Annotated in this window: 12 protein-coding genes and 1 pseudogene; 5 read left to right on the plus strand and 8 right to left on the minus strand. The window is 42.8% G+C overall.

Annotated features, from left to right (window positions below; translation table 11 throughout):
* Positions 1-33 precede the first annotated feature (33 nt).
* The 4 genes and pseudogenes from prpF (at position 34) to hemA (ending at position 5,478) form a co-directional block, all read left to right on the plus strand.
* Positions 34-1,161: pseudogene (prpF, locus tag K941_RS14950) on the plus strand (2-methylaconitate cis-trans isomerase PrpF).
* Positions 1,162-1,245: 84 nt separating this feature from the next.
* Positions 1,246-2,547: an LPS export ABC transporter permease LptF gene (locus tag K941_RS14955; RefSeq protein WP_051225926.1), complete on the plus strand. Its 1,302-nt coding sequence runs from the start codon at positions 1,246-1,248 to the stop codon at positions 2,545-2,547.
* Complete coding sequence (lptG, locus tag K941_RS0106435; RefSeq protein ID WP_029102971.1) at positions 2,544-3,632, plus strand: LPS export ABC transporter permease LptG; 1,089 nt, start codon at positions 2,544-2,546, stop codon at positions 3,630-3,632. Before K941_RS14955 ends, lptG begins: the two co-directional genes overlap by 4 nt.
* Positions 3,633-4,143: 511 nt before the next feature.
* Positions 4,144-5,478 carry a glutamyl-tRNA reductase gene (hemA, locus tag K941_RS0106445; protein ID WP_029102972.1) on the plus strand — a complete coding sequence of 445 codons (1,335 nt, stop codon included), beginning with the start codon at positions 4,144-4,146 and terminating at the stop codon, positions 5,476-5,478.
* A gap of 21 nt (positions 5,479-5,499) precedes the next feature.
* Here the strand turns inward: hemA and K941_RS0106450 are convergent, their stop codons facing one another.
* From K941_RS0106450 to yaaA, 3 genes are all read right to left on the minus strand, one after another.
* The gene (locus K941_RS0106450; protein WP_051225927.1) at positions 5,500-6,456 is read right to left on the minus strand and encodes a regulatory protein RecX; all 957 of its coding nucleotides are present in this window, start codon (positions 6,454-6,456) and stop codon (positions 5,500-5,502) included.
* A 4-nt stretch (positions 6,457-6,460) separates the two neighbouring features.
* Positions 6,461-7,519: a recombinase RecA gene (recA, locus tag K941_RS0106455; protein ID WP_029102974.1), complete on the minus strand. Its 1,059-nt coding sequence runs from the start codon at positions 7,517-7,519 to the stop codon at positions 6,461-6,463.
* 195 nt (positions 7,520-7,714) lie between these two features.
* Positions 7,715-8,497, minus strand: coding sequence for a peroxide stress protein YaaA (gene yaaA / locus K941_RS0106460; protein WP_029102975.1), 783 nt, complete (start codon positions 8,495-8,497; stop codon positions 7,715-7,717).
* A gap of 142 nt (positions 8,498-8,639) precedes the next feature.
* On the opposite strand from yaaA, the gene K941_RS0106465 reads away from it, so the two are divergent.
* Entirely contained in the window at positions 8,640-9,710 is a 1,071-nt protein-coding gene (locus tag K941_RS0106465; protein ID WP_029102976.1) for an enoyl-CoA hydratase/isomerase family protein, read from the plus strand.
* A gap of 551 nt (positions 9,711-10,261) precedes the next feature.
* Here K941_RS0106465 and K941_RS0106470 read toward each other — a convergent pair.
* The 5 genes from K941_RS0106470 to K941_RS16795 all read right to left on the minus strand — a co-directional run.
* A complete protein-coding gene (locus K941_RS0106470; protein ID WP_029102977.1) occupies positions 10,262-11,518 on the minus strand; it encodes a reverse transcriptase domain-containing protein in 1,257 nt (418 codons plus the stop codon).
* Positions 11,496-11,780 (minus strand): hypothetical protein, encoded by a 285-nt coding sequence (locus K941_RS0106475; protein ID WP_029102978.1) that lies wholly within the window; start codon positions 11,778-11,780, stop codon positions 11,496-11,498. Before K941_RS0106475 ends, K941_RS0106470 begins: the two co-directional genes overlap by 23 nt.
* Before the next feature lie 388 nt (positions 11,781-12,168).
* Positions 12,169-13,710: a catalase gene (locus K941_RS0106485; protein ID WP_036387717.1), complete on the minus strand. Its 1,542-nt coding sequence runs from the start codon at positions 13,708-13,710 to the stop codon at positions 12,169-12,171.
* Between the two features lie 364 nt (positions 13,711-14,074).
* Positions 14,075-14,218: a hypothetical protein gene (locus K941_RS17070; protein ID WP_156892306.1), complete on the minus strand. Its 144-nt coding sequence runs from the start codon at positions 14,216-14,218 to the stop codon at positions 14,075-14,077.
* Positions 14,219-14,268: 50 nt separating this feature from the next.
* Positions 14,269-14,528: IS1 family transposase (locus tag K941_RS16795; protein ID WP_029102981.1), on the minus strand; the 260-nt coding region annotated here is incomplete at its 5' end.

Below are 14,528 nucleotides of genomic sequence, written 5' to 3' on the forward strand. Positions count from 1 at the left end.
ATAGTTTATCATCTTAAACAAGGGGTAATCAAAATGCAAACCCCAATCCTCGCCACTTATATGCGTGGTGGCACATCAAAAGGCACATTTTTTAAACTCTCCGATTTGCCCACATCTTGCCAAGTGGCAGGGCAAGCACGAGACAATTTTTTGCTCCGTGTCGTGGGCAGTCCAGACCCCTACGGCAAGCAGATTGACGGACTGGGCAATGGCTCATCAAGCACCTCCAAAGTCGTGATTATCTCGCCTTGCACGGACGGCATACACGATGTCAATTATCTGTTTGGGCAAGTCGCCATTGACAAGGCGATGATAGATTGGTCAGGCAACTGTGGCAATTTGACAGGGGCAGTGGGCAGTTTTGCGATTTTTAATGGCTTGATTTCTAAGGATAAAATTCCCGAAAACGGCATTTGTACGGTCAAGATTTATCAGCAAAATATCGGCAAAACCATCATCGCCTATGTGCCTATCAAAGACGGATAAGTGGCGGAAACAGGCGATTTTGAGCTTGATGGGGTAACTTTTCCAGCCAGTGAAATTAAAATTGAATTTATAGACCCTGTGGACGACACGGGCGAGATGTTCCCCACAGGCAATTTAAAGGACACTTTGTCCGTCCCTTGCATGGGCGAGTTTGAAGTTACGATGATTAACGCAGGCATTCCCACGATATTTCTGCACGCAAGCGATTTGGGCTTTAAAGGCACAGAAATGCAAGCGGACATCAATTCAAACAGCGAAATTTTAGCCAAATTAGAAAAAATCCGTAGCTTTGGAGCGGTCAAAATGGGCTTGATTGACGATGTGGAACAAGCCCAAAGCCGTCAGCACACCCCAAAATCGCTTGGGTTGCACCGCCTACCGACCATGTTGCACCATGCGATGATGGGTACGGCTAGCGTGGCGATTGGCACGGCAGGGACGATTGTGGGGACGATTGTCAATGAGGTGGCAGGTGGTAAAGCATTGACAGAAGTGTGTTTTGGACGCCCATCAGGGACGCTCACGGTGGGCGGACAATCCGAATGCGTAAATGGCAAATGGGTCGCTCGTAAAGTATCTATGAGCCGTTCGGCACGCCGTCTGATGGTGGGGCAGGTGTTTGTGCCTGAGGATGGTTTTGATAGATTAAAATGCATACAAATGAAGTCAGCCTAAACCCCAAAGCAAGAAAACTTTGGGGTTTATGTTTTAAACACTTGTCGTTATTTTTAGCAAAACCCATGAAAATTTGCTATAATAATGCATTTTTATCATCAGTCTAGTACCGTGATTTTACGCCGATACATGATACGCCAAGTTGCCACGACCACCGCCCTTGTACTGGGGTTTTTGGTGGTCATGCTTTTGGGCGGTCGCCTGATACGTTATTTTGGCATGGCTGCCGAAGGGGGGCTGGATGTGGGGGTGCTGTGGACACTCATCGGCTATAATTTGCCTTATTTTTTGGAATTGATTTTTCCTTTGTCTTTTTTTATCGGGCTTATGCTGGTTTTTGGGCGACTGTATGCCGACCATGAGATGGCAGTGCTAAACGCAGGTGGGATAAGTCGTGGCACGGTATCAAGATGGCTGATACCGCTTGTGCTTGTGGTGTTTGTCATGCAGGGTTTTATCACGCTCATCGGTAAGCCGTGGGGGGTGGGGCGTGCCACCAACATTTGGCAAGAGCAATCGGTGGTGGAGATTTTTGATTTGATTCGCACCAAAGAGTTCATCAGCAGTGGCGACTATCATCTGTATGTCGGTGAAGTGGGCGATGAGCGTGAATTTTTAAAAGATGTCATCGTCATTCAGATGAATGATGGCAAGCAAGCAGAGTATGCCAATACGCCAACCACACAGACCGCCATAGAGCAGGGCGACCCGTTACACGCTGATAACCTAGACACGAGCAAAATCCCAAGCCAGCTACTATCTGACAAAGACACCATTATCCTAGCCAAATCCGCAACCCAAGTGCCGACCGCCACGCATGATGGTTCGGTGGTGCTTGACTTGCACGAAGGTCGGCGGTATGAAGTGGATACCGCCAGTCGTCAGTACAGCCAAGTGGGCTTTGGGCGGTATCGCATTCATCTGACGGGCAAAAGCGAGAGTCAAGGACGCCCGATGAAGATAGAAGGCATTGCCACAGGCGAGCTTTTGAGTGTGCGTAGGGTGCAAGGCGAGATAACCCTAAAAAACAGCATGTTTAGCCCACAGCAGGTGCGTGCCGAGCTCGGTTATCGTTTGTCGTTGCCGTTTTTGATGATTATCGCTGTACTGCTTGCCACACCGCTTGCGACCGTGCGACCCCGTCAAGGCAGATGGCTCAAACTCATCCCTGCGATTTTTGTGTTTGTGGCGAACGTGCTGATTTTGATTTCCCTAAAAGAGAGCATTGCCAAGGGCAAGATTGGCGTGTACATCTATCCTGTGGCATTGGTGTTGTTCATCGCTTTTGCCTTGTATCTAAATTATCATGACCGTATCATGGCACAGCTTCGCCGAAATCGCATCAGTCGCCAAGGTCATCAGCAATCAGAGCAGGGGGCATCATGAAAGCATGGATTTTACCCCGTTATGTCATCCGCTCGGCACTGTTTGCCATGATGGGAGCGGTGGTGGGCTTGTGGCTATTGCAAATCATCTTTGCCTATCTGTCCGAGCTTGAAAACCTATCCGAGACTTATACATATTTTGACGCGTTACGCTTTATTTTGTACCGTTCGCCTTATTTTTTGGTGCAGTTTATCCCCACGGGGGCATTACTGGGGGCGGTGATAGGGCTTGGACTGCTGGCGGGTAACAGCGAGCTTGTGGTCATGCGAGCAGGTGGAATCAGCGTGTATCGTATCATCGGGTTTGCGATGTTACCTGCGTTTTTATTTGTGATGATTTCGCTGGCGGTTAATCAGTTTGTTTTGCCTACCACCAACGACAAAGCCTCACAGATTGCCAATCATTTACCTAATAAAAAGCTATTTACGGTCAATGGCTATTGGGCGGTTAATGACACCGCACAGGGTCAGGAGATTGTCTATATCAGTTATGCAGATTCGGCGGGCAATCTGGGAGAAACTAAACGCTATCGTTTGGGGGCGGGGTCTCATTTGACAGAGGCGACTCGGGCAAGTGGGGGCGTGTATTCTGGGCAAGTGGGGTCGGAGTATCATTGGAATTTGCAAGAAGTTGCTCAGCTTAATGCCAGCGAGCAGGGCGTACAGCGACATTTTGACGATTATAAAACTTTATCTTTGCCCCTTGCCCCCACTTATGTGCATTTATTGACCAAAGAGGCGGAGGATTTGTCTTTGACCGACCTTTTGACCCATAAACAGCTCATGAGTCATCAAGGCAAACGCTCGTTACGCCATGAAGTCGCCTTTTGGCAAAAATTACTCTCGCCCTTTGCGGTATTGTCGTTGGTGTTAGTTGCCTCATCGTTTGTGTTTGGTTCACTGCGTTCGCAGGGCTTGGGACTTCGTATTGTCATGGCGTTATTGACGGGACTTTTGTTTAGTTATTTGACCGATTTGACGGGGTTTGTGGCACTGGCAACAGGGTTTTCGCCGTTTTTTATGGCACTGTTACCGATTATTGTGAGTGCAGGCGCGGGGATTTATCTACTCCAAAGACGGCAATAAAATGGCGAGAGATTGCCAATTTTTATGGTTATTTTTAAATTAAAAATCTTAAGTGTATAGCCACAAATTTTAAAATTACACTCTACAAAACGAAAAAGTACCACGGTTTTCTGTTCGTGGCGAGCTAAGTCGAACTATGACGGAAACCGACCCTCAGGCAGGCTCAGGGCGAACGGCTTGTGTAGTAAAATTCAATTTTGTTAGCTGTATCACAAGCTCAATAATATAAGAGTGTAGGGGTGTGCTGTGGACATCCGATAAACATGACAGCAATAAAGGACGTGCGGAGATAGTGCTGATGAACCTTTGATAAATATTAAGTTCGTTAGATATGAGTATATTTTAACATAAGAAAATCATCTATTTAAAACGATTGATTTTGTCAAAGTGTGTGTTTTGATTGAAAAGTTTCATAAAAACCCCCATTTTTTGTGTGTTTTTGGCAAATGCTGTTATAATAATCCGTTTCATCGTTTGTCCGTTTATTTTTACCTACCAAATATAGCTTGTCATGAAATTAGCCGTCATCGGAGTCAATCACAAAACCGCCCCTGTCGCCCTGCGAGAGCGGTTGTCGTTCGGCTCGGATTTGCCACAGGCGATTACTGACATTCGCCGTCTTGATGAGTCGGTCTCGGGGGCGGTCATCGTCTCTACTTGCAACCGCAGCGAGATTTATGTGGGGTTTGACGATGAGTGGCAAGCGGTCGCTGACGATGATGATGTGAGCGTGCAGGCAGGGCGAGTTCGGTTGTGGCTTGCCGAGTTCAAGGGCGTGGCACTAGATGACATTTCGCCTTTTTTGTACATTTATGAGAATAACCGTGCGTTGAACCACTGGCTTCGTGTGGCATCAGGGTTAGATTCGATGATACTGGGCGAGCCACAGATTCTGGGACAAATCAGACAAGCGGTGTCGCAGTCGCAGGCAGTAAGTGGGGTGGGGAGTGATTTTCATTGGCTTACTCAGCAGATTTTTGCGTCAGCACGCAGTGTCCGCCGTGACAGTAAAGTCGGACAGCAGGCGGTGACGTTAGGGTTTGCCACCGCCAAACTGGTCACGCAGATATTTGACAAGCCAGAGAAGACCACGCTACTCATGGTGGCGGCAGGCGAGATGAACCGTCTTGTCGCTCATAACGTGGCAAGCCTTGGCATGAAAAACATCATCATCGCCAATCGCAGTCCACAGCGTGCCGAACTACTCAAAGATGAGCTGGTACAAATGGCACAAAATGCAGGGCGGTCGGTGCATGTTGAGTGCGTGGGGCTAGATAGTCTCGGGCAGGTGCTAAGCCGTGCCGATGTGGTGAGCAGTTGTAGCGGTAGCATGGAGACGCTGATTAGCACAGAGATGGTCAAGCACGCCCAAAAGGTGCGTCGTCATCGTCCGTTGCTACTGGTGGATTTGGCAGTGCCACGAGACATCAACCCTGCGGTGGGCGGATTTGATGATGTCTATCTGTATTCGGTGGATGACTTACAGCATGTCATCGCAGGTAACCTAGAAGAGCGAAAACAAGCGGCGGTAGAGGCGGAGCTGATGGTCAGTCAGCTGACCCTAAGTATCGAGAGTCAAATGCAACTGCTGTCCGCCAGACGTTATATTGCCGATTATCGCATGATGGCAAACGAGCATAAAAGCCGACTGTTATCGCATGCCAAACACCGTCTGGCACAGGGTGATGACATGATGATGGTGCTAGATGAGTTCGCTCATCGTCTGACCAACACGCTCACGCACTCGCCGTCACGACTCATCCGCACCGTTGCCACACACCAAGATTCACAGCTTCTAGAAGTGGTAGGGGTAGGGCTGATGGATTACCGTGATAGGCAAGCCTGACTACTTTACTCAAAATCACCTTTATTTAAAATCCCCCAAATTCATCTTTAACGCATCAAAACACACACTCATCTCAAAGCCCCGATACTGCAAAAATCGCAGTTGGCGGGCTTTTTCTTTGGGGTCTTTTGGGATTGTGTCGCCATATTTTTTACAGCGAGCTTCTACGGCAAGTTTGAGCCAGTCTATCTCATCATCCTTGTTATCATCGTCCAAAATTGTGCCGTCCGCCACACTATCCACATTACTCATGGCGATAAGTTCATCTATACTGCCAAACGCCTTGATATCAAGCCCTGCTTTTTTTAGGCTATCTGTCAAATACCGCACGCCACGCCCTTTGCGTACCGCTTCACGCACGAGCATGGTCGCACAGCGTGTGTCGGACTGATAACCTTTTTCGGCAAATTCATCAAGCAAGTCATCCACCGCCTGTGGGTCGCAGTCTTTGGCGATGAGTTTGGTTTTTAGTTCATGGCGAGACAGCTCTTTTTTGGATAAATAATAAAACGCAAGCCAACGCAAATAGCGAGCTTCTTTGTCGGGAAGTTGTAATTTTTCAATCTCCACTTGGCTTAATAATTTTAAAGAATTGTCATCAAGCACCGTTTGGCTGTCGTCTTTTAATAATAAATCTACCGCAGACGGTTTGTTGTCGCTTGTTTGGGATTTGCGTTTGCGTGTGGGTGTTGGCGTATTGGTTTGGGAGTTGGAATTTTGGGTGTTTTTAATTGGTTTTTTGGATTTTTTAAAGGAGTGTTTGGCGGTGTTAGTTAAATTTTTTGGTTTATCAGATAAAAAATTATCATCGGATTGTTTGTTGCTGTTTTTACCGTCCGTTTTATCGGCTTTTTGAGGATTTTGATTATCCGTATTATCACTGTTATCATTCTTTTTATTAAAAGTTTTAGCAGACACAGGTTGTCCCATGTCTGCTAAGATGTCATCTAAGGTTTGTATTTTTATGGGTTTGACCATAAAATTAGTCGTCCATGCCCTCTACATATCCAGGCACTTCACCGTCATCATCGCTGGGGGCGACTGGCACGACATTGGCAAGTTTGAGCTCACGGATTTTGGCTTCAATCTCTTGGGCGATGGCTGGATTTTCCGCCAAAAATTGGCAGGCATTGGCTTTGCCTTGACCGATTTTTGAGCCTTCATAGCTGTACCACGCCCCTGATTTACCCACGATGTCAAGGCTTGCCCCGATGTCCACAATCTCACCCAAGCGGTTAATGCCTTCGCCGTACATGATGTCAAATTCGGTTTGGCGGAACGGGGGAGCCATTTTGTTTTTGATGACCTTGACACGGGTTTCAGAACCGATGATTTCCTCTTTGTCCTTGACCGAGCCGATACGGCGAATGTCTAGGCGGACAGAGGCGTAGAATTTTAGGGCGTTACCGCCTGTTGTCGTTTCAGGCGAGCCGAACATTACGCCGATTTTCATGCGGATTTGGTTGATGAAAATCACCATGCAGTTAGAGCGTTTGGCGTTACCTGTGATTTTACGCAAGGCTTGGCTCATCAGACGTGCTTGCAGACCCATGTGGCTGTCGCCCATTTCGCCTTCAATCTCAGCCTTTGGAGTTAAGGCAGCAACCGAGTCCACCACAATCAAATCCACCGCCCCAGAACGCACAAGCATGTCCACGATTTCAAGGGCTTGCTCGCCGTTGTCAGGCTGAGAGACCATAAGTTCGTTCAAATTTACGCCCAATTTTTTGGCATAAATGGGGTCTAGGGCGTGTTCTGCGTCAATGAACGCACATTTTCCGCCTTGCTTTTGGCATTCGGCAATCGTTTGTAGGGTGAGCGTGGTTTTGCCCGAGCTTTCAGGCCCGAAAATCTCAATGATGCGCCCCTTTGGCAAACCGCCAATCCCCAGAGCAATGTCAAGCCCAAGCGAGCCTGTGGAAATGGTCTCGACATCTACCTTGATAGACTCATCACCCAGATTCATGATGGTGTTTTTGCCGAACGCCTTTTCAATCTGAGCCAATGCCATTTGCAACGCTTTTTCTTTATTGCCTTCAATGTTTTCGTCTTTTTCTTTGGGTGCTTTTGCCATAAGAATTACCTTTTTCAACTAAAATTAACGTGATAAAACAACTAAATTTACAACCAAAATTTTGCCTATTTTAGCACTTTTTTGGGCAAAATGGCGGTAATTTTTGCGTTGTTACAATAAATAATTGTTAAGTTAAATTAAATAATTTATTAAAAAATACTGTTAAATCTGCTCATCTCGTTTAAACACCCATTCATCATCACTGCTTGCTTTTTCGTCAAAATAATAACCGTCCATGTCAAAGTTTTTTAGCTCATCGGGGTTTGTGATTTGATTTTTTGCACAAAAATTCATCATCATGCCACGGGCTTTTTTGGCGTAGAAACTCACGATTTTATATTGCCCGTTTTTTTGGTCTAAAAATTTGGGCGTGATAATCTCCGCCTTGATTTTGGCAGTATTGACCGCTTTAAAGTATTCACTGGAAGCAAGATTTATCAATACATCAGAACCGCTATTTTTGATATTATCATTTATCACATCAGTAATCTCATCGCCCCAATAGCCATATAAATCATCGGCGTGGGGTGTTTTTAATTTCGTACCCATTTCTAGCCGATAAGGTAGCATATTATCCAAAGGCTTTAAAATGCCATATAACCCTGATAAAATTCCTAAATGTCGATTTAAATATAAAATCTCATGGGTGTTTAATGAATAAGCGTCCAATCCTGTATAAACATCACCGTCAAACAAATAAATAGCAGGCTTTTTATTGTCATCGAAAGGATAAGTCCAGTTTTGGTTACGTACGACATTTAATTCAGCGATTTTTGCAGATACGCCCATAAGCTCTTGTAAGTCTATCACGTCTTTATTTTTTAGGGTTTTCATTAATTCTATGGCGTGATTGATAAGTACAGGTTCGCTTAAATGACTATCTACATTAAAGGGGATGGCGGTTTTTTCATCTAGGTTTTTGGCAGGGGATATTAAACAATACATGATATTTTCCAATGATTAAATGAGTTTAAAAGATAAAAAGATTATAAAATAACTGGTGTAATTTTTCAATTTAAAAATATTGATTTGACGGTTTAAATTTGTTATATTAAATCCTTATTTTAACCATTAAAAGGAATTTCTTATGACCGACACGATTTTGGCACGCCTAGCCCCAACCGCTCACGGCAAATACATCGGCGTTATCACACTCAACAACCCCAAAGCTCTAAACGCCCAAAACCTAGACATGGTCAAAGCCACACGCACGCACCTAGATACATGGGCAGATGATGACAGCGTGGCGGTCGTGGTGCTACACGGCACAGGCGATAAGGGGCTGTGTGCAGGGGGCGACATCAAGGCACTCTATGGCGGAGCGAGTGGGTCGAGTGCCCACGACTTTTTCACGCACGAGTACGGACTCATGCACGCCATGCACACCTACCCCAAACCTATCATGGCGTGGGGGCATGGGATTGTCATGGGGGGCGGTATGGGACTGTTTGTCGGGTCAAGCCATAAAGTCGTTACGTCCGACACGCTCATGGCAATGCCCGAAGTCTCTATCGGGCTATTTCCTGACGCAGGGGCTTCCTACTTTTTAAATCATTTGGCGGGTAAGGTTGGGCTGTTTTTGGGGCTAACGGGGGCAAGATTTACAGGGGCGGACGCTCATGCGTTTGGCGTGGCGGATTTTGCAATCGGTCATGACAGATTTGATGACGTGCTAAGTCGTATTTGTCAAATTGATTTTAAGGATAATCACACCAATCATCATTTATTATCTGCTTGTTTAAATAGATTTCATGATAAATCCATATTGGGAGAGAGCGTTTTATTACAGTCATTTGATGAAATCAATCATCTCATGAATCAAGGCGATTTATTAGCGATTGACAATGCTTTAATGAATTATCAAGGCGATGATGATTTTATTAAATCCGCCATAGACATTTATAAAAATGGCTCGGACACCACAAAAGCCATTACCTTTAAAATCTATCATGATTTAAAAACGACCAAAAAAGACTTTTCCTTAAAACAAATATTTGATTTAGAAACGGTCGTGGCGACACATTGTGTCAATCATGGCGATTTTAAAGAAGGGGTGCGGGCATTACTCATTGATAAAGACAAAAACCCCAAATGGCGATATATGCTTGCCGATATGTCTATGGGGCATATTGATGAGTTTTTTGGGGAGTTTGTTTAAATAGATTTATAGAGAAATCCGCTTTTTGCAAAGCGGATTTGATTTACTGCCCCGCTTGTGAGCAGACATAGCCAAAGTTTGCTCTCGCCTGCCCTATAAGGAATCACTCTGTACCAGTCTTTTGAGGGATAAATGGATACATAACCTTCATAACTGTCTGCATTGTTGCCTTGCTTGTATAATGAATGATATTATCAAAGTCATTTTTACGAGCAACGCAGTCATAATAATCAAAATTTTTCGTTTGCCAATAGCTTTTACCATCTAAATTTTGAATAGTTTTAAAATCTGTTCGTATCCACACACTAACTATTACCCACCGCCTGTAAAAGACTTGGCACGCACGCTGTCTTTGTCTAAATACTCTTTAAAGTTGTTGGTTTCGTCCGTTTAAACCCAATTACTAGTAAAAGCAGGTGTAGCAAGCATTAGGATGATACATAGATATTTTTTTATAAAAACTCCTGTTAAAAATATATACAAAAAAATTTTCTATTATATTGATATAAAGAATAATTATTTAAAATTTTTTTAAAATAAACTTCATAAGCCTATTTCTTAATTTTAGTATTGAGTATTTTCCAGTGCCTTCTAACTTGATGGCGAATTTTATCTGATTGCATAATTTTTGCCGAATTGTAAGCATAACCCAAAAAATTACCCCAAACCTGACGCTGAAAAACCCATTTATCTTTCTTATTTAATCGTCTAATATATCTTTTTGATTTTTTAGCACCGATATATGAATATCTATAATGTAATCGATTGATAAACAACTTGCCTTTCGTATTATTTTGAATTCTTTTTGAGTAATATTTACAGCGTTTAACGCCTTGACTCATTTTCATATAATACTGTGCTAAAGCTTGATTTTTGAGATAGATATTTGTACCATCAAAACTAAATCCTAAGTATTCAAATCTTCTGTTTGAACTATTTTTGTTAATTTGACCACCAAACTCTTGCAGGCACTTAACGCTATTATTTTCTTTAAAAAAATAAAATATTTGGGTTTTTTCTTGTTTAATGTTTAACTTGGTAATTTTAGATATTGAATCTTCTAATAATACCAATATCTCATTTTTAAGAGAGCTATTACAAACAATCACAATATCATCGGAATATCTCTTATATATTCCGCCAATTTTCTGTACTTCTTGATGAATATAGGTATCAAAATTAATCATATAAATATTTGCCAAAGTTGCACTAATAGCAGAGCCTTGGCAAATGCCTTTATATAAATTTTTTTCTGTGTTATTACGTTTTTGGCTATAAATAATGCCTTTACTTCGGATATATTTAAGCTCCCTTAATTGACAAAAAGCTACCGCCTCTTGCGAATATAGATGCGTAATTGTTTTAATTGATTTTTGTTTGTATTTTCCTTCATGATTTAGAATAATTTTCTCTTTAAATAATTCAAATATTTTTTCATAATCTATGTATGAAAACTGAGTAATTGCCTTATAGACATTATAATGGTCTTTGGGTAGAGTGTCGTTTTCTTTTAATTCTAGCACGCTTTTCCAGGCATTTTTTAATAAGGCGTGGTCAAGATTATCAAAAAATCCCTCTATATCTACTGTGATGACTGTCAGTTCTTCTTGTTGTGCACGGTGTTTTATAACATCAAAAACTTCTTTGGCAAAATCTATATTACATTTACCCGAACCATCTACTGTAGTTATTTTTCTATAAGCAGTTACCACATCGCCAAGATTATTTTGATTTAACTGTTTTTCGTAATGAATCTGCAAAAGATAAGCATAATAAGCAAAAATATTAGCAATCCCAATGATTGGCATAATAAATATCACGCACCTTGGGTTTTAGGCGTACACGCTTACCATTGTGTAATATATTGCCGTCTTGGTCATACTGTTTGCGAAATTTAGGCGTGATTATTTGTGTATGAATGAAAGGACAAAACGCATGTTTGGCTATTTTTTCAGGATTGGTAATATAGCGAATTACTTGATTTTTGCTTTTAGAAGTGATTGGCAATCCGATATGAGGGTATCTTTTTAGTTTAAACCAAGAGGGGTCTTTGACTTTTTTTGATTTCATAATTGTTGCAGAATAAAAAATGAAAGTAGGCGGAGTACGCATAACAGCCAGTAAGTACACCTTACGCTTCTATCAGAAGAAGCACCCCAATTGTAGAATAATAATACTATGTATCATCAAATCAAAGGATATAAATATGCTAAGTTTCAATGCATTCACAGCAATTAACATCATAAAGCAGTTGACATTTCTGTCCAAGTGCTTTATAAAAGCTATCCGTACTGACATATTCAGTACGCAAACCCAAGATGGGCAGTTTAATTGGCAAACTTAACTGACTTGCTACCTACTTTCAAGGTAAATTTTACTACACCAAAAAATTTTTTGCAATAAAAACCACTCATTAAGAGTGGTTTTTATTGTATTTAAAAAATTATACAAAATGCTTTTACATAAAATCCTTAGGATTTAAACAACTCGCCAAATGCTTGGCAGGGTCGGTGTCATACGCCTTAATGGCATCTTCTACCGTCATGCCCAACGCCTTGGCAACACCCATGCCATAATCAGGGTGGCAGGCGTGGCAGTTACGGATATGGCGGTATTTGATGAAATCTAACGCATCACCCATTGCCCCTGCGGTGTTGTCAAATAGGGCTTGTTTTTGCTCATCAGTCATGAGATTAAACAGGGCTCTTGGCTGGCTAAAATAATCACTGTCATCTTCACGAAAATCCCACTGCTTGGCATCGCCACTAATTTTTAGGGGTGGCTCGGCGTACTGGGGCTGTTCTTGCCATTGATTAAAGCTGTTTGGCTCATAGTGCGGACGTCCGCCATAGTTGTCGCCCACTCGCCCTTGACCGTCTCTGTGGTTTGAGTACACAGGGCAACGTGGGGCATTGACAGGGATTTGGTTGCGGTTTACACCCAAGCGATAACGCTGTGCATCGGCATAGTTAAATAGACGAGCTTGTAGCATACGGTCAGGCGATACGCTGATACCAGGAACCAAGTTGCTTGGGGCAAAGGCGGATTGTTCAACATCTAAGAAGAAGTTTTCTGGGTTTTTATTAAGTTCAAATTCGCCCACTTCAATCAAAGGATAGTCGCCTTTTGGCCAAACTTTGGTTAGGTCAAATGGATGATAAGGCACTTTATCTGCATCTGCTTCTGGCATGATTTGAACGTACATTTTCCATTTGGGGAAGTCGCCATGTTCAATAGCTTCAAACAAGTCTTTTTGGTGGCTTTCACGGTCTTGACCAATGATTTTTTCGGCTTCTTCGTTGGTTAGGTTTTTGATGCCTTGCTGAGTGCGGAAATGGAATTTGACCCAAAAACGCTCATTATCGGCATTGATAAAGCTGTATGTATGCGAGCCAAAGCCGTGCATATGGCGATAAGACTTAGGAATGCCACGATCGCTCATCACAATCGTTACTTGGTGGAATGCCTCTGGCAGTAGTGTCCAAAAATCCCAGTTGTTGGTGGCACTACGCATATTGGTTTTGGGGTCTCTTTTGACCGCTTTGTTTAGGTCAGGGAATTTTCTTGGGTCTCTTAAAAAGAAGACAGGCGTGTTGTTGCCGACCATGTCCCAGTTGCCTTCTTCGGTGTAAAATTTAAGGGCAAAACCACGAATATCACGCTCAGCATCCGCCGCACCACGCTCGCCTGCTACGGTGGTAAAACGGGCGAACATTTCGGTTTTTTTACCAACTTCACTAAAAATCTTGGCACGGGTATATTTGGTGATGTCGTGCGTTACGGTGAACGTCCCGAACGCCCCTGAACCTTTGGCGTGCATACGGCGTTCTGGAATGACTTCACGGGCAAAGTCGGCAAGTTTTTCGTTTAGCCACAAATCTTGGGCAAGTAAGGGACCTCTGGCACCTGCGGTCAACGAGTTTTGGTTATCAATAACAGGAGCTCCGTTGCTCATGGTAAGGGGTGTGCCTGAGTAGGGGCATTTTGGGGTATCAGTCATGATAAATCCTAGGTTATGGTGTATTTTGATTAAAGGTATGACAAAACAAGTATAGCAAAGCAGGGTGTGCTTGTCGGTTAGCGTATGTAAACAATACAAATGACACTCATTGCCAACTTAGATGACTGGCTTGAACTTTGCTACTGCTTGGTTTGTCAATCTATGGAGCTATTATAGGCAGGATTGATTATTTGGTAAATTATAATAATTTGATGTTTTGATTTGATTTTTTAAATTGAAAAAACTTGATGAATTCTAAATGATGATTGATAAAATTTGTTGTAATTTAAAAATCACAACAATCCAATACGGTTGAAAACCAAACCGCTAGAAGCTAAGACGAGTCATCATAAGATTTGCCCAATCAGTCTAGTTTACGACTGCCAAACACCAAACTTACCCCCGCCAACGCTCCCCATAAACTGTTACCTTGCCAAATCGCCATGCCAAAAAACAGCACAGCAAGCAAAATGGCGGTTGGATAAATGTGATAATTGCTGATGGTCATGATGATTCCCTATTATCATAAAAATTTAAGGCTCTGGTCTAAAAAGTATGCTAAACCCAACCATAGTTAATATAATGAAACACCAACTCAAATGCTTTGAAATGGTTTTCTAGCTTTTTAGAAAAACAGCAAGTTCTCCTAAATGCTCGCCTGACGAAGGTTCTCAGTCTGGTGTTATTGCCTTCAATACCCACAGTAAAGCGTTTACCAACTTGTTTTAAAGAGTGCTTAAAGGCAGTTAAAAAGCTATCCCAATCATCACAAGCAATTTTGTTGAAAGTAATGCCTAGTTGGGTAAGTTGTATTTTGA

This window comes from Moraxella caprae DSM 19149 (assembly GCF_000426885.1).
GTDB lineage: Bacteria > Pseudomonadota > Gammaproteobacteria > Pseudomonadales > Moraxellaceae > Moraxella > Moraxella caprae.